Source organism: Nonomuraea sp. NPDC049141, from assembly GCF_040648415.1.
Taxonomy (GTDB): Bacteria; Actinomycetota; Actinomycetes; order Streptosporangiales; family Streptosporangiaceae; genus Nonomuraea.
Genome location: NZ_JBEZDR010000031.1, coordinates 24,989 through 46,761 on the forward strand (window position 1 = coordinate 24,989; position 21,773 = coordinate 46,761).

General features: G+C 70.9%; 21 protein-coding genes. 16 read left to right on the forward strand and 5 right to left on the reverse strand.

What is annotated here, in order from left to right; genetic code table 11:
* Window positions 1-70: 70 nt before the first annotated feature.
* Genes AB0B91_RS56485 through AB0B91_RS56500 form a run of 4 tightly spaced genes read left to right on the forward strand, consistent with a single transcriptional unit; the run spans window position 71 to window position 5,196 of the window.
* Window positions 71-1,654, forward strand: coding sequence for an ABC transporter substrate-binding protein (locus AB0B91_RS56485; protein ID WP_358340043.1), 1,584 nt, complete (start codon window positions 71-73; stop codon window positions 1,652-1,654).
* Window positions 1,655-2,623, forward strand: a complete 969-nt coding sequence (locus tag AB0B91_RS56490; protein ID WP_358340045.1) for an ABC transporter permease — start codon at window positions 1,655-1,657, stop codon at window positions 2,621-2,623.
* On the forward strand, window positions 2,624-4,462 hold the full coding sequence (locus AB0B91_RS56495; protein ID WP_358340047.1) for a dipeptide/oligopeptide/nickel ABC transporter permease/ATP-binding protein: 1,839 nt from the start codon (window positions 2,624-2,626) through the stop codon (window positions 4,460-4,462). It abuts the gene before it with no gap.
* On the forward strand, window positions 4,459-5,196 hold the full coding sequence (locus AB0B91_RS56500; RefSeq protein ID WP_358340049.1) for an ATP-binding cassette domain-containing protein: 738 nt from the start codon (window positions 4,459-4,461) through the stop codon (window positions 5,194-5,196). The genes AB0B91_RS56495 and AB0B91_RS56500 overlap by 4 nt, the downstream gene beginning before the upstream one ends.
* Here the strand turns inward: AB0B91_RS56500 and menC are convergent.
* The 3 genes from menC to AB0B91_RS56515 form a co-directional block, all read right to left on the reverse strand.
* Window positions 5,186-6,286: an o-succinylbenzoate synthase gene (gene menC, locus AB0B91_RS56505; protein WP_358340051.1), complete on the reverse strand. Its 1,101-nt coding sequence runs from the start codon at window positions 6,284-6,286 to the stop codon at window positions 5,186-5,188. The genes AB0B91_RS56500 and menC overlap by 11 nt on opposite strands.
* Window positions 6,283-7,047, reverse strand: coding sequence for a GNAT family N-acetyltransferase (locus tag AB0B91_RS56510; RefSeq protein ID WP_358340053.1), 765 nt, complete (start codon window positions 7,045-7,047; stop codon window positions 6,283-6,285). The genes menC and AB0B91_RS56510 overlap by 4 nt, the downstream gene beginning before the upstream one ends.
* Window positions 7,048-7,168: 121 nt before the next feature.
* On the reverse strand, window positions 7,169-10,243 hold the full coding sequence (locus AB0B91_RS56515) for a BTAD domain-containing putative transcriptional regulator (RefSeq protein WP_358340054.1): 3,075 nt from the start codon (window positions 10,241-10,243) through the stop codon (window positions 7,169-7,171).
* A gap of 252 nt (window positions 10,244-10,495) precedes the next feature.
* Between AB0B91_RS56515 and AB0B91_RS56520 the strand changes: the two genes are divergently transcribed.
* From AB0B91_RS56520 to AB0B91_RS56555, 8 genes are all read left to right on the forward strand, one after another.
* Window positions 10,496-10,690 (forward strand): hypothetical protein, encoded by a 195-nt coding sequence (locus AB0B91_RS56520; protein ID WP_358340056.1) that lies wholly within the window; start codon window positions 10,496-10,498, stop codon window positions 10,688-10,690.
* Between the two features lie 19 nt (window positions 10,691-10,709).
* A complete protein-coding gene (locus AB0B91_RS56525; protein WP_358340058.1) occupies window positions 10,710-11,027 on the forward strand; it encodes a hypothetical protein in 318 nt (105 codons plus the stop codon).
* Between the two features lie 25 nt (window positions 11,028-11,052).
* On the forward strand, window positions 11,053-11,373 hold the full coding sequence (locus AB0B91_RS56530; RefSeq protein ID WP_358340060.1) for a hypothetical protein: 321 nt from the start codon (window positions 11,053-11,055) through the stop codon (window positions 11,371-11,373).
* 35 nt (window positions 11,374-11,408) lie between these two features.
* The gene (locus AB0B91_RS56535; protein WP_358340062.1) at window positions 11,409-11,630 is read left to right on the forward strand and encodes a hypothetical protein; all 222 of its coding nucleotides are present in this window, start codon (window positions 11,409-11,411) and stop codon (window positions 11,628-11,630) included.
* Between the two features lie 188 nt (window positions 11,631-11,818).
* The gene (locus AB0B91_RS56540) at window positions 11,819-12,331 is read left to right on the forward strand and encodes a hypothetical protein (protein ID WP_358340063.1); all 513 of its coding nucleotides are present in this window, start codon (window positions 11,819-11,821) and stop codon (window positions 12,329-12,331) included.
* Window positions 12,328-14,124 (forward strand): ABC transporter ATP-binding protein, encoded by a 1,797-nt coding sequence (locus tag AB0B91_RS56545; RefSeq protein ID WP_358340065.1) that lies wholly within the window; start codon window positions 12,328-12,330, stop codon window positions 14,122-14,124. Before AB0B91_RS56540 ends, AB0B91_RS56545 begins: the two co-directional genes overlap by 4 nt.
* Window positions 14,121-14,537: a S26 family signal peptidase gene (locus AB0B91_RS56550; RefSeq protein ID WP_358340067.1), complete on the forward strand. Its 417-nt coding sequence runs from the start codon at window positions 14,121-14,123 to the stop codon at window positions 14,535-14,537. The genes AB0B91_RS56545 and AB0B91_RS56550 overlap by 4 nt, the downstream gene beginning before the upstream one ends.
* 98 nt (window positions 14,538-14,635) lie before the next feature.
* On the forward strand, window positions 14,636-14,779 hold the full coding sequence (locus AB0B91_RS56555) for a hypothetical protein (protein WP_358340069.1): 144 nt from the start codon (window positions 14,636-14,638) through the stop codon (window positions 14,777-14,779).
* 72 nt (window positions 14,780-14,851) lie between these two features.
* On the opposite strand, the gene AB0B91_RS56560 is transcribed toward AB0B91_RS56555, so the two are convergent.
* Window positions 14,852-16,135, reverse strand: coding sequence for a lanthionine synthetase C family protein (locus AB0B91_RS56560; RefSeq protein ID WP_358340071.1), 1,284 nt, complete (start codon window positions 16,133-16,135; stop codon window positions 14,852-14,854).
* Entirely contained in the window at window positions 16,132-19,176 is a 3,045-nt protein-coding gene (locus AB0B91_RS56565) for a lantibiotic dehydratase (protein ID WP_358340073.1), read from the reverse strand. Before AB0B91_RS56565 ends, AB0B91_RS56560 begins: the two co-directional genes overlap by 4 nt.
* Before the next feature lie 167 nt (window positions 19,177-19,343).
* Between AB0B91_RS56565 and AB0B91_RS56570 the strand changes: the two genes are divergently transcribed.
* From AB0B91_RS56570 to AB0B91_RS56585, 4 genes are all read left to right on the forward strand, one after another.
* Entirely contained in the window at window positions 19,344-19,523 is a 180-nt protein-coding gene (locus AB0B91_RS56570) for a hypothetical protein (protein WP_358340075.1), read from the forward strand.
* Between the two features lie 18 nt (window positions 19,524-19,541).
* The gene (locus AB0B91_RS56575; protein WP_358340077.1) at window positions 19,542-19,718 is read left to right on the forward strand and encodes a hypothetical protein; all 177 of its coding nucleotides are present in this window, start codon (window positions 19,542-19,544) and stop codon (window positions 19,716-19,718) included.
* Between the two features lie 2 nt (window positions 19,719-19,720).
* Entirely contained in the window at window positions 19,721-20,965 is a 1,245-nt protein-coding gene (locus tag AB0B91_RS56580; protein WP_358340079.1) for a lanthionine synthetase LanC family protein, read from the forward strand.
* Window positions 20,966-21,032: 67 nt separating this feature from the next.
* On the forward strand, window positions 21,033-21,773 hold the full coding sequence (locus AB0B91_RS56585) for a BTAD domain-containing putative transcriptional regulator (RefSeq protein WP_358340081.1): 741 nt from the start codon (window positions 21,033-21,035) through the stop codon (window positions 21,771-21,773).

Below are 21,773 nucleotides of genomic sequence, written 5' to 3' on the forward strand. Positions count from 1 at the left end.
GGCACGAAGAACGATCAACGGCCAGCGGCGAGGGTGGTGCCCCGGACCACACTCCCCTGGAGCGCCTCACATGAGAACACCAGCGGCGCTCGTCGCGCTGGCCCTGCTGGCCGCGGCGTGCGGCGGCACGGCGGGCACGAAGACGGGCACACAGACGGGCGCGCCCGTCACCGGCGGTACGTTCACCTTCGCCATCAGCGCCGATCCCGGCGTGCTCGACCCCGCCATGGGTATCCTGTCGGTCACCAACCAGGTCCTCAGGTTCGCCTACGACACGCTCGTCGACGTCGGCGCCGACGGCAGGACCGTCCCGGGGCTCGCCGAGAAGTGGCAGGTCAAGCCCGATTCGGTGACCTTCACCCTGCGCGGGGACGCCACCTGCGCGGACGGCGCCAAGCTCACCCCCTCCGATGTGGCCGACACCGTCAACCACATCGCCGACCCCGCCACCAAGTCGCCCATCTACGGCGTTCTCGTGCCCATCGGGATGAAGGCCAAGGCGGACGACGCGGCGGGCACCGTGACCCTGTCCACGCCCGAGCCCTTCAGCTTCATCCTGGAGAGCACCCGGGCGATGTACATCGTGTGCGGCAAGGGCGTCAAGGACCGCTCGGTGCTCGCCCACGGCACCTCGGGCTCCGGCCCGTACCGGCTCACCGAGGCGGTCTCGGGCGACCACTACACGTTCAAGGCCCGCAGGGAGTACGTCTGGGGTCCCGGCGGCACCACGGCCAAGGACCTGCCCGAGACGGTCACGCTGAAGGTCGTGCCCAACGAGCAGACCGCCGCCAACCTGCTCGTCTCCGGCACGCTCAACGGCGCCACCTTCTACGGCCCCGACCGCGCCCGCGTGGCGGCCACCCCGGGAGTCGTCAAGAACGTCCTGCCCTTCGGGAACGGTCAGTTCTTCTACCATCAGGGCGACGACCGGCCCGCCCACGACCCGGCCGTACGCAAGGCGCTCACCCAGGCCGTCAACCTCAAGGAACTGGCCGGGATCGCCGCGAGCGGCACCGGCCGGACCGTCACCGGGCTCATCCTCGACCCGCGGCCCTGCCAGGGCGACACGGTCACCGGGCACCTGCCCGCCTACGACCAGGCCGCGGCCGGGGCGGCGCTGGACGCGGCGGGGTGGAGAGCGGGCGCCGACGGCGTCCGGGTCAAGGACGGCAAGCGGCTGACGCTGCGCTTCGTCTACCCCACCACCAGGGGATCCGGGGTCCAGGCCGCAGCCGAGTACCTGGCCGCCGCCTGGAAGAAGGCCGGCGTCGAGGTGAAGCTGAACGGCATCATCGACGCCAAGCTGGCGGAGTCGCTCAACGTCACCCAGGACTGGGACGCCATCTGGCTGCCGATCTCCGTCACCCTGCCGACCCAGCTCGTCGGCTTCCTGTCGGGACCGGCCGCGCCCAAGGGCGCCAACTTCGCCCAACTGGCCAACACCCGTTACGAGTCGCTCATCGCGCGGGCCGCGAAACTGCCGGCGGCCGAAGGCTGCGAGCTGTGGCTGGAGGCCGAGTCGGCGCTGTTCGAGAACAGTGATCTGGTGCCGGTCGTGGAGAACACCGTCCTGGCCGCCGGTAAGAACGCCACGTTCACCATGACGGCCGGGGATGTCGTGCCGACCTCGATCCGCCTCACGCAGGGAGGCTGAGTGCGCGGCCTCCAGAGGGTACGGGCACGCGGGCCGCGCTGGGCGGTGCGGCAGGCCGTGCGGTTCGCCGTCTCGCTCGCCGCGCTGCTCGTCGCGTCCTTCGCGATGATCCACCTCATTCCCGGCGATCCGGTCCGGGCCTCGCTCGGGCCGGCCGCGCCGATCGAGGTCGTCCAGGCGCGTACGGCGGCGCTGGGGCTCGACCGTCCGATCCCCGAGCAGTTCCTCACCTACACGGGCAACGTGCTGTCCGGAAATTTCGGGACCTCGTTCCTGTCGGGGGAGCCGGTCGGCGAGGTCATCGCCGGACGGCTGCCCAACACGCTGGCCCTGGCCCTGCTGGCGACCGCGGTGGCGCTGCTGGTGGCGGTGCCGCTCGGCATGTGGGCGGCGGTCCGCACCGAGAACGGCAGGAACCGCGGCACCGAGTACGCCTTCACCACCGTGACCGGCACCGCCGTCGCGGTGCCCGAGTTCCTCTACTCGATCGCGCTGGTGACCGTCTTCGCCATCGGCCTCGGCGCGTTCCCGCCCGCGGGCAAGGCGGGCGCCGCCTCGTACGTGCTGCCCGTCCTCGCCCCGGCGATCGGCCCGGTCGCGATTATCGCCCGCATCTCCCGCGCGGAGACGCTGCGCGAGCTGGGCTCCGACTACGTACGGCTGGCGCGCGCCAAACGCCTGCCCGCCGCCCGCCTCTACCTCCGGCACGTGCTGCCCAACACGCTCACCGCCACCCTCACGCTGGGCGGCCTGCTGCTGTCGGCGCTGATCGCGGGCAGCGTGCTGGTCGAGTACGTCTTCGCCTGGCCGGGGCTCGGCCTGAAGATCGTCGAGTCGATCACGCAGAAGGACTATCCGGTCGCCCAGGGCGTCATCCTCGTCTACGGCGCGATCGTGCTCGTCGTGAACCTCGCCGTCGACCTGGCTCTGGCCGCGCTCGACCCCACCTCCAAGATCAGAGAGGCGTAAGTGAAGCCTCGCCTGCCCCGCCCGCCTCGCCTGCCCCGCGCACCCCGCACGCCCGCCGCCGTCGCCGGAGCCGCGCTGGTCGCGGCCATGGTCGTGCTGGCCATCGCCGGGCCGCCCATCTGGGGCGCCACCGCCGAGCGCATCGACGCGGCGGCCATCCTCCAGGGCACGTCCGCCGCCCACCCGCTCGGCACCGACAGCCTGGGCCGCGACCTGCTCGCCAGGGTGCTCGTGGCCGGGCGGTTCTCCCTGGCCCTGGCGTTGGCCGCCACGCTCATCGGTGGCCTGACCGGGATCGTGCTAGGCGCCCTGCCGTCGGTGCTGCCCGGCCGGGCGGCACGGCTGATCACCGGAGCGGTCAACGCGCTGGTCGCCTTCCCCGGGCTGCTGCTGGCCATGTTCACCGCGGTCGTCAGCGGGCTGGGCGCCCGCGGCGCGGTCCTGGGCATCGGGGTCGCCATCGCGCCCGGCTTCGCCCGGCTCACCCAGACGCTGGCCGCCACCGTCGCCGGATCGGACTACGTCTCGGCCGCCCGCATGCTCGGCGTGTCCCGCCGCCGGGTCCTGACCGGGCACGTGCTGCCCAACATCGCCGAGCCGCTCATCCTGCAGCTCACCCAGTCGCTCGGCGGCGCCCTGCTCGGCCTGGCCGGGATGTCGTTCCTCGGCCTGGGCGTGCAGCCGCCGTCCTTCGACTGGGGCAGGCTGCTGTTCGACGGGTTCGCCCGCATCTACGTCACGCCCGAGGTCGCGCTCGGCCCGGCGGCGGCCGTGGCGCTCGCGGGCATCGGGTTCAACCTGCTGGGCGACGCCATGGCCAAGGCCGCCGCCCGTACCGCCCCGGCCGGGAAGAAGCGGATCGCGGCGGTGCCGCCCGAGCCCGGCGAGCCGGATCCCGGCGCGGTGCTGGAGGTCAGGGGCCTGACCGTCGCGTTCCCCGGCGGCGCGACACCCGTACGCGAGCTGTCGCTGAGCATCGCGCCCGGCGAGATCGTCGGCCTGGTGGGGGAATCGGGCAGCGGCAAGAGCCTGACCGCCGCGGCCATCGGCGGGCTCGTCCCCTACCCGGGCACGGTCACCTACGGACGGCTGCTGCTCGGCGGCCGGGACGTCGCCACTCTGTCGGGCAAGGAGCTCGGCACCGCGCTGGCCATGGTGTTCCAGGACCCCATGGCCTCGCTCAACCCGGCGCTCCGGGTGGGCGGGCAGCTCGCCGAGGTGGCCATCGTGCACCAGGGCGCCGGCCGTGCCGAGGCGAACCGGCGGGCCGTGGACCGGCTCGGCCACGTCCACCTGCCCGACCCGGCCGCGCGCGCCCGGCAGCACCCGCACGAGCTGTCCGGGGGCATGCGGCAGCGCGCGGTGATCGCGATGGGCCTCATGGCCACGCCGCGGCTGATCATCGCCGACGAGCCGACAACGGCGCTCGACGTGACCGTACAGCGGCAGATCCTGCGGCTGCTGCGCGAGGTCACCGAGGAGACCGGCGCGGCCGCGCTGTTCATCTCGCACGACATCGCCGTGGTGGGGGAGCTGTGCGACCGGGTCATGGTCATGTACGCGGGCCGGGTGGTGGAGGAACTGCCCGTCGCCCGGCTCGCCGCCGAGGCCGCGCACCCGTACACGCGGGCGCTCATCGCCTCCCTGCCCGACATGGACACCGACCGGGACCGGCCCCTCGCGAGCATCCCCGGCCGCCAGCCCGCACCCTCGGACGTGGGCCCCGGCTGCGCCTTCGCGGACAGGTGCGCCCTGGTGAGCACCCGCTGCGCCGCCGAACGTCCCCCGCTCATCCCGTACGGCGAGGCGGGCCGCGTGGCCTGCTGGGAGGTCACGTGATCATCGAAGACCTGACCGTGCGCTTCGGCGCCTTCACCGCGGTCGACCGGGTCACCCTGGAGATCCCCCCAGGCCGGATCGTCGGGCTGGTCGGCGAGTCGGGGTCGGGCAAGTCGTCCCTGGCCAGGGCGGTCAGCGGGCTGGTGCCGTACACGGGCCGGATCGACGGGGCGCGCAACGTCCAGATGGTCTTCCAGGACCCGTACGTCTCGCTGGACCCGCGCATGACGGTCGGCGACTCGGTGGGGGAGGGGGTGCGGCCGGACCGCGCGGGACGGCCGGGCAGGCGTGACCGCGCGGGATGGCCAGGCGGACGCGACCGCGCGGGGCGGCGGGCCGAGGTGGAGCGGCTGCTGGGGCTCGTCTCGCTCCCCGCGGACCTGGCCGGACGCTACCCGCGCGAGCTGTCCGGCGGCCAGCGGCAGCGGGTCGCCGTCGCCAGGGCGCTCGGCGCCGCCCCCGATCTGCTCGTCGCCGACGAGATCACCAGCGCGCTCGACGTGTCCGTCCAGGGCGCGGTGCTCAACCTGGTGCGCTCACTCCGCGACGAGCTGGGCCTGTCGATGCTGTTCATCTCGCACAACCTGGCCGTCGTCCGGTACGTCTCCGACGTCGTCGCGGTCATGCACCAGGGCCGCGTCGTCGAGACGGGACCCACCGAGCAGGTCGTCGGCGAGCCCGCCCACGACTACACGCGTGCCCTGCTGGAGGCGGTACCCAGGCTTACAGGGTGATCCACTCGGTGGCGGTGGTGACCTCGTCCAGCACGGCCGGGATGGGCGCGACGCCCAGGCCCGGCCCGGTCGGCACCGCCAGGTGGCCGTCGCTCAGCTCGAACGGCTCGGTGATGTCGGTCGCGAAGTAGCGGCGCGACCCCGAGGTGTCGCCCGGCAGCGTGAACCCGGGCAGCGCGGCCAGCGCCACGTTCGCGGCCCGGCCGAGCCCGGTCTCCAGCATGCCGCCGCACCACACCGCGATCCCGTTCGCCCGGCACAGGTCATGGATGCGGCGGGCCTCCAGGTAGCCGCCGATCCGGCCGGGCTTGATGTTGACGATCGAGCACGAGCCCAGCGCGATCGCGGCCGCGGCGTGCTCGACCGACTCGATCGACTCGTCCAGGCAGATCGGCGTCCTGAGCTGGGTGGCCAGCTTGGCGTGCTGGACGAAGTCGTCGTTGGCCAGGGGCTGCTCGATGAGCAGCAGGCCGAAGTCGTCGAGCTTGGCCAGCTGGCGGGCATCCACGAGCGTGTAGGCGGCGTTCGCGTCCACCTGGAGCAGCACGTCGTCGCCGAACCGCTCGCGCACCGCCCTGACCGGCGCCACGTCCCAGCCGGGCTCGATCTTCAGCTTGATCCGCACGTACCCCTCGTCGAGGTAGCCCTCGACGGCGTCGAGCAGCTGCGGGATGGAGTCCATGATGCCGACGGAGACGCCGCACGGCACCCGGTCGCGGGCCGCGCCGAGGAACCGGCCGAACGACTCGCCCGCCGCCCTGAGCTGGGCGTCGAGCACGGCCGTCTCCAGGGCGGCCTTGGCCATCCGATGCCCCTTGATCGGCTCCAGGGCCCGGCCGACGGCGTTCGCGTCGAGGGTGCGGGGCAGGGCGGGCAGCAGGAAGCGCCGGATCACGTCGGCCGCGCCGTCGACGTACTCGCTGGAGTAGAACGGCTCCGACATGGCCACGCACTCACCCCAGCCCTCGGCGTCGGGCGTCACCACCCGGACCAGCAGCACGTCACGGGCCGTCTCGGTGCCGAACGAGGTGCGGAACGGCGCCACCAGCGGCATCGCGATCCGCCGCAGCTCAACTCCTGTGATCTTCATCCTGACTCCACTACATAAGAGGACTTCTGGTGAAACCCGGTGACGATACGGCCTTCGGCCATCAGACCGCCCAGCACGTCCCGTACGGCATAACGCCATGCCTTGGCCGTTCCCGGGTCGGCCCGGCGCAACCCCTCGATGTCCGCGGGCACGGCGACCAGCACGACCTCGGCGTCCGTACGGCCCGGCACCGGCCGGCCCCCGTCGTCGGCCAGGCCGACCACCGCGTCCCGCGGCACGTGGACGGGACGCGGCTGCCGCCTGGCCAGCGCCTCGACATGCGGCGCGGACAGCTCCCAGATGGCCAGCATCCGGTCGGACTCGTCGCCCTGGTTGATCTCGTCCCCCATGGTGCCGTAGAAGCTGGGCAGGTACTCGTGCGGCCGGGCGCCCAGCTTCGCCAGGTTGAAATGGGCGTTGCGGCGCACCAGTGGATCGTATGTCCAGGTGACGCGTTCCAGCCCGCGCTCCAGCGCCCACCGGCGCTGGTGCAGCTTGAGCTCGAACCCGGCCCCGCGTCCGGCGGACGCGCCGGTGATGTGGGAGTGCAGCGCGTTGCCCGCCGCCAGGAACCCGACGGACCCGCCGGCCAGCCGGTCGCCGTCGAAGGCGCCCGCGACGTAGCCGCCCGCGTGCGACAGCGCCCGCATCAGCTCGACCGTGATCGGCTGGCCGCCTTGGTCGAACCGCCAGATGCCGTCGAACAGCGCGAACAGTCCCTCGAACTCCGCGATCTCCTGTAGTTCCCTGACCGCGATCAACCTGCCGGCCCTCCGAGTCGTCGATGTCACCCGCGACCGTACGCCAGAGTGAGGGCGGCCGGATTCGTGCCGGCCCACCAAGAGGCGAGGGTTCTTCGTCGCCGAGCCCTACGCGGAAGCCCTACGCGGAAGAGGGAAGGGAGTCTCCCCGAGCCGACGCGAGCTGGAGCCGGGTGTGCAGGTGCAAGGCGGAGATGACGGCTTCACGGCCATGGACGGGGGCGAAGTGCGGCTCTTCGAGCAGGCCGTCGTCGCCCATGCCGTTGATCTCGCGGGTGATGGCGAGGGCTTGGCGGAGGTGGTCGGTGGTTTCGGGGTGGGTGAAGCCGATGGCGATGAGTGCGAGGCTTTCGCCCCACCGGTCACCGGTCTCGCGGGTGATGGCGAGGGCTTGGTGGAGGTGGTCGGTGGTTTCGGGGTGGCGGCCGGTGGCGAGGTGGGCGAAGCCGATGGCGATGAGTGCGAGGCTTTCGCCCCAGCGGTCGCCGATCTCCCGGGTGATGGCGAGGGCTTGGTGGAGGTGGTCGGTGGTTTCGGGGTGGCGGCCGGTGGCGAGGTAGGTGAAGCCGATGGCGATGAGTGCGAGGCTTTCGCCCCAGCGGTCGCCGATCTCCCGGGTGATGGCGAGAGCCCTTTGCAGCGGGGGCACACTCGCGGCGTGCTGGTCGAGCTGGCGGTAGGCGTTGCCGATGCCGATGAGGGCGCGACCCTGGCCGCACCGGTCGCCCGCCTTCTCATAGAGGGCGAGAGACCGGTGCTGCTGGTCGAGCGCCTCGGCGAATCGGCCCGAGCGGTCATAGATGAAACCCAGATGGTTCCGCGTCTTGGCCTCGCCCCAGCAGTCGCCGCTCTCCTGGTCCAGGATGAGCGCCCGGTGATGATGCTTGAGCGCTTCGGACAGGTGCCCGGATCGCCAGTACGCGAAGCCGAGATTCTTCGTCGTCTCGGCCAGCGCGCGCGGATCGCCGGCGTTCCGCGCGGCGTCGAGGGCCAGGAGATGCGTGTCGATCCAGTCGCTGACATGCCCGCGGACGAAGAAGAACCGCCACAGGACATGGGGGAGCCGCCAGGTGAGGGCATGCCATCCGTACTCGGCCGACAGTGTGATGGCCGCGATGAGGTTGGCCCGCTGCTCGTCCAGCCACGCCATCGCGTCCGCGGGGCCGGCCAGGACGGGCGGGTCGGCGGGCTCATGGGTGATCGCCAGGGGGAAGCGTCTCCTGGTGGGTTCGAGGAGGTCGGCGGCGCGATCGGCGGTGTGGAGGTACCAGTCCAGCGCGCGGCGGATCGCGGTCGTCCGCTCGGTTTCGCTGTCCTCCTGGTGGGACTGCTCGATGGCGTACGCGTGGAGCAGGTCGTGGAACCGGTGCCGATCACGGGGGGTCCGCTCCAGCAGAGACCGATCGGTGAGGAGTTCGAGCAGCCGCCGCGCCTCGGGGGTGGTGACGCCGGCCAGCGCCGCCGCTTCGGGCGGGCTGAAGTCGGCGCCCGGGTGCAGGCTCAGCATGCGGAACATGCGCGCGGCCGACGGTTCCAGCGCCCGGTACGACCAGGAGAACACCGCCCGGAGACTGGCCTCATGGTCGTCGGCGGTGTCGAGCGTGTCCAAGGCGGTCCGCTGGTCCCGTACCTCGTCGGCCAGGTCCTTCAGAGAGCTGCCAGGACGGCAGGTGGCGTGCTCGGCGGCGATCGTCAGAGCCAGCGGCAGGTGAACACACGACCGGGCCAGCTCCTCGGCGGCCCGCGCCTGGGCGCTGATCCGCTCAGGGCCGAGGATCCTGGTCAGCAGGGCAGTGGATTCGGCGGGGGAGAACTGGTCGAGCAGGACGCGGTGCGCCCCTTCGCGGACGGCCAGTCCACGCAGCTGACTGCGGCTGGTGACCAGCACGACGGCATGCGAACCCGGCAGCAACGGCCGCACCTGCGCCGAGTCGCGGGCGTTGTCGAGCAGCATCAGCACCCGGCGTCCGGCCAGCACGCTGCGTAGCATCGCCGAGCGGGCGTCCGTTCGCGCGGGGATCCGCTCGGCCGGCACGTCGAGCGTGTGGAGGAGCAGTTCGAGCGCGGTGCCGGGGTCGACGTGCCCGCCCGGCCCGAAGCCGCGCAGGTCGAGGTAGAGGAGCCCATCCGGAAACCGGTCCATCACCCGATGGGCCCAGTGCACCGCCAGCGTCGTCTTGCCCACGCCGCCCATGCCGCTGATCGTGGCGATCACGATGGGCGGCGACGTCTCGTGGTCGTCGCCCGCGAGGAGACCGTCGAGAGCTTTCAGCTCCTTGTCGCGCCCGGTGAAATAGGCGATGCCGGACGGAAGCTGCTGAGGGACGCCATCGCTGACTTCTGAATCCGGCACCTCGCCGCTGTCGGGTGGGAGCACCTGCCGAGGAGACACCAGTTGCCCCGGTTGAGTCTCGTCAAGGATCCGGGCGGGTTCGGGATCGTCGTTCAGAATGGCGGAATGGACCCGGACCAGTTCCTGGGTCGGGTCGATGCCGAACTCTTTCCGCAGCAGGGTGTCGATGGTCCGATAGGCTTCCAGCGCTTCCGCCCGGCGACCGGCCTTGTGGAGCGCGATCATCAACTGGGCCCACAGTCGCTCATGGTAGGGATGGTCCGCCGTCGCCTCCTTCAGCGTGATGATCGTCTCGTCGTGACGGGCGAGCTGAAGGCCGAGCTGAAACCACCGTTCTATGGCCCGGAGCCGTTCCTCCATGACCCAGGGCACCTCGTCGCGGTGCAACGACTCCGACGGGACATCGGCCAGCACGGGTCCCCGCCACAGCGCCAGCGCCTGCCGGAGAAGATCGGCCTTACCGGTGGCGTCCTGGGTGGCGGCGGCCCGCACGGTCAGATCCCGGAACGTCGACAGATCGAGGCTGCCCGGCGTGAGGTTGATGACGTAACTGTCGTTGAAGGTATGGATCAGGCGGCGGGCGTCATGGTGGCCGTCGCCCAGCGCGCGCCGTAGCCGCGCGACATGCGTGTGCAGCGCGCCGCGGGCGTCGTTCGGCGGTGTGCCGTCCCAGATCCGCTCGATCAGCTGGTCGTGCGACACCTTCTGGTTGGCCTGCAGGAGAAGGGTGGCCAGAACGCCCCGTTGCTTGGCGGCTGGAAGGGAAACCGGTCGGCCGGCACGCGAGATCTCCAGTGTGCCCAGCACCCCGAAATGGAAGAACGGTTCTGATTCTGTATCCACAATGATCCTGACGTCACAGCGGTGGTTTTCGATCGTAACGATCAGCCCTCACGTTCCACTCACATTTCTCTTTCAGCCCCCTCACGCCGTTGGGCCGCCGGGATCCTCGCGGCTGAAGACGGCCAGGCAGGAGCCATGGGCGTGACGACAGCGACGCGACAGCCGTGTTCCGGCCGCCGAGTCAGCACGAGGTCAGGGACGCGACAGCCGAATACGACAGTGTGCGTACATCAGCCGACGAGGGGAGAAACAGTGGTCAAGAAACTGATCGACGGAATGCTGGGTGCTTTCCTGCCCAAGACTCAAGCGCACGCCATCGACTGCTGGGAGGACTACTGGTGCGACCGGGACTCGCAAGGGTCGGTCTATTATCACCGGACCTGCTGCCTGACCAGGGACGGCGTTCACTGTAACAACTGGTACGGCGTGTGCACCAACTGCTGCTGAACGAGTCGACGGAGAAAAGATGAAAATCATCGCAACAACGGCTCTGCTGGTATGCGCCGCCACCATGGCGCTCCCCGCGCAATCGGCCCAGGCGGCAAAGGTGGCCGACCCAGGGTTCTGCGGCGTACGCGTACAAGGTCCGACGCCCATAACGGGTGGGGGCACCTTTTATTACTGGGCTTATACCGTCAGGAACAAATGCGGCTACGGGCTGAACCTGCTGGTCCATCTCCCCGGCAACGGGCGGGACACGTCCTGCAACTATGTTCTGCCGGGCGGCTACCAGACCTACACCTACCCCGCTGACGACTCGAACTGGACCATCAGGGCCTGCTAGATCTGGTCGGAGGAGCATCGCGATCATGTCATCACCGACAAAACGCTGGGCGGGGAAGCTCGCCGCGACAGCCGCGGCGGCCGCATTGTTCATTCCGGTCTCGCCGAATTCAGCCCTCGCGGACCCGGGCTTCTGCGGCGTCCGCAACGGAACCACCGCCGGCCCCGGGCTACAGCTCACCTACATCGTCCGGAACAAGTGCTCGGGCGGAATCAACGTCCAGATATATTTCCCGACCGCTGGGCGGTACAGCTGGGCCGGGTGCCACTACATACCGGGGTACAGCTTCGGCTACTTCGCCGACCCTCTGGTGACCAACGACTGGGAGGTGCGTAACTGCGCCTGACTTTATCGTCGTCGCGAGAACAAGTGGAGGGCGCAATGCGCAAGTCAGCCCGATCGGCGATTCTCGTCGCCGCGCTGGGGCTCGGGGCCATGATGCCCGCGGCCGCCAACGCCGACTCCCCGCCGTCAGCCTCGGCGGCGGTGACGGCCGAGGAGTGGCGTTTCGCCACCTACGACGTCCAATTTCTCTGCAATATCGATCTGGCGGTCACCCGATCGCGGTACGAGACCGACCCGCTGACCGGACTCTGCCTTTAATCGAATGTGGCGCACTACTATTACTTCTGGTGGAAGGTGCCGTAATCACGGACGCCCATTCACAGGAAACCCAGGCCGGGAGTCTTCGCACCGGCCTGGATTTTCTCTCTAATGGCCGCGTCAGCGGGCCGACAGGGTCACGACAGCGCGGCCCGCCAGGATTCCACAGTCGCATAAGGAGGATGGTGATGAGCATGCTCGCGGTCGCGGTGGCCCTGACAGGGGTGCTGTGCGTGGTGAATCTGCTGCTGACGTTCGGCGTCATCCGGCGGCTGAAGGAAGGACAGGGGACGTCGTCGCCGGTCGGCCTGCCGGTTCCGGGGGCGGTGGTGGGTGAGTTCGAGGTGGCGGCGCGGGACGGGCGGATCCTGTCGCGGGAGTCGCTGGGCGAGGGGGCGCTGGTGGCGTTCCTGAGCGCCGGTTGCGGGGGGTGCGGCCCGCAGATTCCGCGGCTGCTGGAGCGGGCGCGTGAACATCGCGGGGAGCGGATCGTGGCGGTCGTGTCCGGGCCGGAGGCCGAGGCGGCGCAGCTCGTCGAGCCGTTGGCGGGGGTCGCCGACATCGTGCTGGAGCCGCTGGGCAAGGCGGTCAACGACGCGTTCGGGGTGCGGGGCTATCCGTCGTTCTGCCAGGTGGCGGACGGGGTGGTCACGGCCTCGTCGGTGAACGTGGCGGTCCTGCCCGCGCCGAGCCGGTCGTGAGGCAGGCGCTGGTCGCGGCCCGGCTGGTGTGGCGGGCGGCTCCGGTGCCGGTGCTGGGCTATCTGGCGGTGACGTTGGTCGCCGGTCTGGTGCCGATCGTGGTGGCGTGGCTGACCAAGCTGGCATTGGACCGGGTGGCCGCTCCGGGGCCGCCGGGGGTGCTGCTGGGGCTGGCGGTGGGGCTGGCGGTGGCGGGCCTGTTCACCTCGGTCAGCCTGCAGGGCAGCCAGTACCTGCGCGGAGAGGTGAGCCGCAGGACGACGCTGGTGGCCAAGGACGAGCTGTTCGCGTCGGTGGAGCGGCTGGACGGTCTGGCGCGGTTCGAGGACCCGGCCTTCCTGGATCGGCTGAGGTTCGCCCAGGAGAGCGCGCGGGCTCTGCAGCTGATGGTCGACTCGTGTTTCGGGCTGGCGCGCGGTGTGGTCACCTTGGTGGGGTTCGTGGTGTCGTTGGCGGTGCTCACGCCGGTGTTCACCGGCGTGGTGGTCGTGGCGGCCGTTCCGGCGCTGATGGTGGAGTTGCGGCTGTCGCGGCGGCGGGCCGACGTGATGTGGAAGATCGGCCCGGTGGAGCGGCGAGAGTTCTTCTACGGGCAACTGCTGTCGACGGTGAACGCCGCCAAGGAGATCCGGCTGCTGGGCATCGGCCCGTTCCTGCGCGGCAGGATGATCGATGAGTTGCGTACGTCGACGGCGGCCAAGCGGCGGCTGGAGCGGCGGGAGCTGTCGGCACAGGCGGGATTGTCGCTGCTGTCGGCGGCGATCTCCGGTGGCGGGCTGATCTGGGTGCTCGTCAGCGCGGGTCAGGGCAGGCTGAGCGTGGGTGATGTGTCGATGTTCGCGGCGGCGGCGGCCGGTGTGCAGTCGGCGGTCGCGGGGCTGGTGAGCACGGCGGCCGGCGCGCATCAGCAACTGCTGATGTTCGGCCATTATGTCGACGTGGTCGAGGCCGATCCGGATCTGCCGGCGGCCGCCTCGCCCGCCGGCGCGCTGCCCGTGTTACGGCGGGGCATCGAGCTGCGTGACGTGTGGTTCCGTTACAGCCCGGCGCATCCGTGGGTGCTGCGGGGGCTCAACCTGTTCATCCCGTACGGCGAAGCGGTGGCTCTGGTCGGGCGCAACGGCTGCGGCAAGAGCACGCTGGTCAAGCTGCTGTGCCGGTTCTACGACCCGACCCGCGGTGCGATCTTGTGGGACGGGGTGGACCTCCGCGACGTGGAGGTGGGGCGGCTACGCGAGCGGATCGGGGCGGTGTTCCAGGACTTCATGGCCTACGACTTCAGCGCCGCGGACAACATCGCGGTGGGCGATCTGGCGGCCCTCGGTGATCAGGGGCGGATCGAGACGGCGGCCGGGCACGCCGGGGTGCACGAGATGGTCGAGGCCCTGCCGCACGGCTATGACACGTTGCTGACACGGATGTTCCACCAGGATCCCGACGACCCGGGTGGCGGGGTGACACTGTCGGGCGGGCAGTGGCAGCGCCTCGCACTGGCCAGGGCGTTCCTGCGTGAGGACCGGGATCTGATGATCCTGGACGAGCCGAGCGCGGGGCTGGACGCCGAGGCCGAGTACGACCTGCACACGCGGTTACGGCAGATCCGCGCGGGCCGTACGGGAGTGCTGATCTCGCATCGGCTGGGTGCGGTGCGTGCGGCGGATCTGATCGCGGTACTGGTGGACGGGGTGATCGCGGAGCGGGGGAGCCACGCAGACCTGCTGGCGGCGGGCGGGACGTACGCGCGGCTGTTCACGTTGCAGGCCCAGGGCTACGCGATGGCGCGGTCGGGATGATCGGGTGGGCCGTCCTGGCCATCGCCGTGGCAGGGGCGTTGTGGTGGGGGCGCACCGGCTATGTGGTGGTCGTGGTGCGGGGACCGAGCATGCGGCCGACCTACCGGCAGGGTGAGCGGGTGCTGCTGCGCCGTACGACCGCGGGCAAGGTACGGCGCGGGCAGGTCGTGGTGGTCACCGGCGCCTCCGAGGACGGGGCGTGGCTGCTGAAGCGGGCGGTGGCGATCCCCGGCGACCCGGTGCCCAGGGACCGCGTCCCCGCGCTGCGTGACGTGGCGGGGGACACCGTGCCGGTGGGTCGGCTGGTGCTGGTAGGCGACAACCCCGATCAGTCACTGGATTCGCGGCATTTCGGGTACGTGGCCGCGGATCGGCTGGTCGGTGTGGTGGTACGGCGCCTGAGCCCGCGGTGACGGCGCACCGGTCGGCGTGACGACATCGCGCCGCCAGGAGCACGACATGCGAGATCTCCAAGATGGAGACATCCCATCGAAGGCGAAGGAGAGTCGCTATGCGCGGCAGATCGAGAGTGGCGGCGATGATCGGGGCCGTGTTGTTCGCGGCCGTGACGGTGTACGGGGCCGCGTCCGTGGCCCAGGCCGCCGACGGCGGGTCCGACACGCCGATGGTCACCGAGACTCACAAGATCCAGTGACCGTGACCAGGTGCTGCTGATCGGGCCGAATGCGGGCCTCGCCGGGGCGATTCCCCGGCGCGGCCCGTTCGGTCAGCTCAGCAGAAGGAGCGTGTCCCAGTCGGAGCGTGCCTCCGCGAGGAGGCAGCTCCGCAGCGCGAGGCCGATCCCGGCCGCACCCTCGATGGCGCCGGCCACGTCGATCTCGACTCCGTGTCCGAGCGGGTATCGAAAGCCGAAGGGCGACCCGGCGTCGTACAGGGCGAGCAACCGGGTGGCCGCGGTGCCGACGATGGAGCGGACCGCGCTATCTCCAGAATCCTCGGCGATCCGCCAGCTTGTCCGGAGTATCCCGGCCCACCCGTGGCACAGCGACGCACCGGAGACTCCCCAGTCCGCCACCGGCCGATCGCGCATCGCCCGCATGGCGCCCACGGCGGCCTCTTCCCACGAGGAACGCCCCAGGGCCCGCCCGGCCAGTTGGAGGGCGCGGGCGATGCCGGGCGTGCCGTAGCACCAGCTCGCCCGGAACGCCGTGTCGGACCGCGGCCGGATCCCCAGTTGCTCGGGCAGCGTCACGGTCGCCGGCCAGAACGGGCCATGACCGTCCTCAAGGCGCCGGTCCAGCAGCCACTCCACGATCCGCTCCATGGCCGCGTCCTGGCCGGGGGCACGGACCCCTTGTTCCATGGCGATGGCCAGCAACGACAGCGGCCCGGTGATCCCGTGCGCGACGCCCAGGTTGCCGTGGCCGAGCTCGTATCCGTCGACGTCCCTCAGCGTGGGACCGCCCTCGACCCACCAGCCGGGGAGCTCGTCGCCGCCAACCGCGATGGGCCGGGTGAGCTCGACCAATGAGGCGAGTACGTCGGCGACGAGGTCGTGTTCCCCGCGCAGGAGGAGATACCTGCCCAGGCCGGTCAGCCCGTAGGGGATGTCGTAGTGATGAAATCCTCGGGGCCGCCGCCGGGTGAGCTCCTGGCGGAAGGCACGCAGCCGTCGCCGGACGACGCCGGCCACGAACGTGTCGAGTTGCCCGAGCAGTGTCGCGTAGTCACCGGGAGCGGCGGCGGTGAGGCAGGTCGCCATCGCCAGGGCGGGCAGCCCGGTCCACAGCCCGCCGCTGCCGGGCGGATCGGGCAGCGAAGCCGCCCTGGCGAGGTGCGCGTAGGCGCGCTCACGGTCGCCCAGGACACCGAACAGCAGCGCGACGCCGGTGTGGCCGCCGCTCATGGACAGCGCGCCGGTGTCGATGACCCTGAGATCGGGGGGCAGGCTCGACATGACGGTCGCCGCGCTCGCCATTCGCCCCGGGTCACTCAGTCCGTCGGCGACGTGGCCCAGAACGTGCTCCGCCGTCACCTGGAGCAGGTTCATGTCCCGAACGCCCGCCGGTCGCGCGCCGCCCGCACCACGCCGCGGGCGATGGCGTAGGACGCGCTCTCCGTCTCGCGGTCGACGCCGACGAGCCGGTTGTGGTGCATGTGGAGCAGGCTGTTGACGGCCGTCGTCCAGCTCGGCTCTCCGGGGCGCAGCACCTCGCCGTACTCGGAGACCGCTCTCGACCGGGGTGCCCAGAGCGCCGGAAGGTTCTTCTCGTACGCCCGCAGCGCGTGCCAGTCACCCGCCGGATCGATGAGGCGCATGGCCGGTTCGCGGTGGCGGCGGAAGGCGTGATGGTGGGCGCCCTTGGGATAGTTCGCCAGCAGCCACTGCTGCCACGACTTGTCGCCGAGCCCGCGCAGGATGTCGACATAGTTGGCCGCCGCGAGCACCTCGGACGGGAGGCCGTCCATCCCGTCCAGCCGGAGCCGCAACTGGGCCAGCACGGCCTCGGAGTCGGCATGGAACACCTGCTCGGCCAGCTCCATGGCCTTCTCCCCGCCGTAGCGGGCCACCTCGGGCTCGTAGGTGTCGAGCACGAGCCGCTGCGCCCTTCCCGAATCACACAGGTCCCGCGCCCAGTCGTGCAGCAGCGGCAGCACGCGCCGGCCGGCGTGGAAGCGGAGCCGCAGATGCGGATCGGGGTCGGCGTACCTGAGGAAGTACCAGCGGCCGATCCGGGATCGCACCGCGTCGATGAGCGGCGGAACGGCCGTGGCCAGGAGGTCGTCCTGCTGCTCGGCCGGGACGTACAGCTTGGCGTAGAGCCACTGCCCGCCCGGCAGGTGACGGGGCCGGGACGAGGTGAGGCGGACGGGAGCGCGGGGTGCGCTCGGCGGCCGGTGCCGGGGCACGAACGGGATGACGACCTCGTTGGCCAGGCCGTGCAGCCAGCCGGTGCCCGGCTCGCCTCCGCACGGTCTTTCGTGGAGCACCAGGTCCGGCTGCCGGGCCAGCTCGCGCCTGAGCAGCCCGCGATGCAGCGGGGAGGTGAGGTCGAGGGTGATCCGCTGATCGCCGAGGGTGGCCTTGACCTGGTCGGGGACCGCCCATCGGGCTCGCCACTCGTCGAGCAGGCCGGGCCACTGGCCGCCCTGCCGGGCGGGGTCGCGCAGGGACGCGGGCGGCAGCCAGCGCGCCGATGCCACGACCGTCCGGCCGTACCGCACGCGCGGAAGGAACGGCAGATGGTTCAGCGAGCCCCATTGCCAGCCGCGCCAGACACCCGTGCCCGCCTGGGAGATCTCCGCGAGCAGCCGCGCGGCGTTCGGCGCGCCCGTGTACAGGTTCATCAGGTGGAACGGCATCGGCCTGATCTCACGCCCGAGCGACAGGGACAGCACGCGGAGCCGCGCGAGGTCGGCATAGACGGCGAGGTCGTCCACACCCAGCACACCGGGATCCGCCACGTAGGCGCCGACGCTGACCAACTGGTCGAGAACGCGTGGCACCTGGGAGACGTTGCCCAGGCGGGTCCGGTGCGGCTGGAAGGTGAGCTGCGCCGCGACCGCGCCGGCTGTAGTGGTGTGGAGATCACGCAGGCCGGCGATCGGCCGTGGCGAGTCCGCGAACAGGTGCAGGAAACGGCCGAAGAACGCCCCCAACTGCGACGATCCTGAGGCTGCCGGGATCACCAGCCGGAAATCACCCTCGTCGAGAGCGCGGGCCGAGTCCGCCAGCACCGTCACGGGCAGCTCCATGGCCGACGGCGGCGCGTCGGCGCCGTTGACGCTGAGCCGTCGCACGTGGTCGGCCTCCAGGAGGACCTCTTGGCGCCCGTCCCGGCCGGCCTGCTGCGCGAGCTTGGCCAGCAGCCGGGCCCTGCCGGACGGCACGTCGGCATGCGGAGCCGGACGCCGGGAGCCGGACGGCCGCAGATAGCCCGCCGGTGGACCAAGTCCTCTGGCCGGGTCGAGGAGCTCCTTGAGCGGCACCGGGTTGTCGATGCCGTACTTCTCCACGAACTCCTCGTGGTACTGCGACAGGTGCGTGAGCCCGGTGTCGGCCGTGACGCGCCGCAGCGTGGTGACCGCGTGCTCCAGCTCGTTCACCACCGCGGCCGGGAGCGTGACCCGCGCGTCCACCCGCAGGTCCACCTGTACGGGCTGGTCGGCGGCCCGCAGCCGGTCCATGGCCGTCATGACGGCCCTGAGCTGCGCGATCCCCTCCCCGGGCGGCCGCCGCGCGTAGGTCTGCAGCGCGCGGTCGATCTCGGCGAGCGCGACGGCCTCCGGCTCCCTCGCGCCGACCCGGTCCAGCACATGCCGGACCGGATCGCGGCCGTACGAAGGCGGCCGCAGGTCGGTCAGCAGGAACTCGTGCCGGACGAGCTCCGCCAGCATCGACTCGACGACCTGCTCGGACGCCTCGGGAAACTCCGCTGTCAGCAGCGCCACCAGCTCCGCGTACGGCGTCGCCGTGCCGGCGAGCTCGCAGACCCTGCGCACCGCGGCGGAGTGCCGCACGGAGGTCTCGTGCGCGTGCCCGCCCTGGTCGTCGGCGCGGATGTACGGCAGCACCAGCCGATCCCCGCGAACCTGCGCGAGATCGTTGACGACCACCCGGAGCCCCCGGAGGATCTCCGGATCCCGTTCCCACCTGCGAACGACGGCGAGCAGCCAGTCCATGTCCGGCCGCACGACCTTACGGTGCGCGCCGCCGAGCGACACCCGCGTCCGGTCGCCGAACCCGGCGATCTCCACGCCCGCCAGCAGCCCGAAGGGCGTCGGCCTGGTGGACATGCGCAGCACGTACTTGGTCACCGCGTAGACCGCCCGGCGCAGCCTGGCGTGAGAGACGTCCTCGCCGCGCTCCACCTTGCCGAGAATCCTGGCCAAGGACCGGCTGGACACCTCCAGCGCCTCGCGGACCAGCGGCGGCGCCGACACTCGACGCAGATAGTCGATCATCCGATCGCACTGCCCCGGATCGTCGGGGTCGAGGTCCTCGAGGGTCACCGCGGCATGGCCGGCGGAAAGGGCCGGCGTACGCAGCAGGGCGAAGTCGGCCACGGCGAATTCAATTTCCTCCGGCACAGAAACCCCTTCATTTGGTATTACCGCGCCCCCAGATTAATCGGCCGCGCATACCTGCCGCTTACGCGCCGATTTCGCGAGCCGCGTAGGCGGCGCGTAAACGATACGAAGGAAGCGTGAGATACGTTCTGGGTTCTGCATGCGAATGCCAGCCGGAGGAGTGGAACATGGAAAAGCTTTTCGACCTGCAATTGCGCAGCCTGCCGACGAAATCCGCGGAATACGGGATCCATGACATGTCGATGACCATCGAAATGTGCAACACGCGCAACTGCCCCACCGTCAGCGGCGCCACCTGTTACCAAACCTGCAAGGACACCTGCCAGTCGCCGCCCACCGTCTGCTGAGACTCGAGGACTCGATACATGGATAATTCATTTGATCTGCAGCTACGCAGCCTGCCTGATCCGGCCGTCGCGGCGACCGTCCCGATGGCGGACACGGTGCATCAGACCCTGTGCCTGGACGGCGTGGAAGGGTGCGGCACGGTCTGGGCGACGTGTTACGACACCTGCTGCGAAGCAGGATCGAAGCTCTGCTGACCATGAACACGCTCATCGCGGTGTGCGCGCGGCAGGTCGCCGGGCAGGTGGCGGATGCGCGGCTGCGCCGGCAAGCTCTGGCCACACTGGCGCGCGTCACGGCGAAACGGCAGGCGAACACCTGGTCCGCGGCCGGGTTGTCCATGGGGGACGCCGGGCTGGGGCTCATGTCCGCGGCGTTCGCCGACCGGTTCCCGGACACGGGGTGGGAGGCGCTCGGACAGGAGTTCCTGGCGGCCGGCCTCGATCAGGCGAGGGCGCCGGACGCGACGCTGTCGCTGTTCTCCGGCACCGTCGGCTACGCCACCGCGGCCTGGCAGCCCGGTCTCGGTGCCCACCGCGCGTCGTTCCTGTCCTTCGAGGACCGGCTGCTGGCCAGGATGGGCGGCTTCGCGCAGGGGCTGGCCGCCGACGAGCGGCCCGCGCCTCGCGGATACGACACGGTCACGGGAATCTCCGGCTGGTGCGGCTACCTGCGTAGCCGCGCCGGCTCGAAACAGGCCGACCGGGTCACGGCCTCGGTGGCCGACGCGCTGGTCGCGGTCCTGAGCGAGGACGGGCTCCCTCGGCTGAGCTACCGGTTCCGGCCGGGGGAGGGAGCCAGGCTGGTCGACTGCGGGCTGGCGCACGGTGTGGCAGGACCGCTCGCGGCGCTGTCCCTGCTCGAACGGCACCACCGCTTCCAGCGGCCCGACGTCGAGACCGCCATCCACTGGGGCGCCCGGTGGCTGATGGCTCAGGCCGGGGCCGAGGGCGGGGTGGTCCTCTGGCCGGATGCCGTCGAACTGGATCCGAGCGGCAGCTCCGACCGGCCGCGGGTCAACGCCGGATCCTGGTGCCACGGCGGCTCGGGCATCGCCCGCGCGCTCTACCTGGCCGGCGCCGCCGTCGGAGCGCCGCGCTATCAGGAGTTCGCGGTGGACGCCTTCCTGACCCACTGCGCGCTACCGCCGTGGCTGCCCTCTCCCAACCTCTGCCACGGTACGGCCGGACAGCTCCTCATCACTTTGGCCTTCGCCCATGACACCGACCAGCCCGCTTTCCGGCACGCCGTGCAGCGGCTGGTCGGCGAACTGTTCAATCGTTACCGGTCCGACTCGCTCCTCGGCTACCTCGACGTGGAGGACAACGGAGTGGCGGTCGACCATCCCGGCCTGCTCAGAGGGGCGGCCGGCGTGGCGCTCGCCCTGCTGTCCGCCGCCGCCGGAGAGCCGCTCGCCTGGTCGCGGCTCCTGCTGATTGACTGAGGCGGCGTCAGGTCGGCGTCAGCGGGCGGACAGCCCCACGACGCTGGAATCGGTCACAGTCGTTCCCATGGGGAGCGTTCTCCGGTTCGAAGTGCTCGGACCGCTCAAGGTCGTACGGGACGGGCGGGTCGTCGCGGTGCCCGCCGCCAAGCAGCGCACGATTCTGGCCAGCCTGGCGTTGGCCGCCGGCCATCCGGTAACGGTGCGGACATTGATCGAACGCGTATGGGACGACGAGCCACCGGCCGGCGCGCGGTGCGCGATTCAGGTGTACATCTCGAGGCTGCGGCAGATTCTCGGCCACGACCACGGGATCCACAATTCGGGGGACGGCTATCTGCTGAATGGTGAGGTGGACCTCGCCGAGTTCGAAACGCTGTGCGAGCTGGCCAGAAAGGCTGCCGGAGATCCGGCTCGGATGCTGAGCCCTCTTCGGCGGGCGGCGGCATTGTGGCGCGACCCGCTGCTGCCGAATGTGCCGTCGATGACGTTGCACGACCAGGTGGTCCCCGCCTTGACGGAGCGCTGCCTTCAGGCGAGCGAGCAGCGTTTCGAGCTCGAACTGGCGCACGGCAACCATCATGAACTCATCGCCGAGCTCATCGCGGTCACCAGACGGCACCCGCTGCGCGAGCGCCTCAACAGCCAGTTGATGCGCGCCCTCTACCTGGCCGGGCGGCAGGCCGAAGCGCTCGATGCCTACCGCTCCCATGCCCGGCACCTGCGGGCCGAGTTCGGGCTCGATCCTGGGGAGCGGCTGGCCGCGCTGCATCAGTCGATCCTCACCGGGCAGGCGGCGCCGGCATGA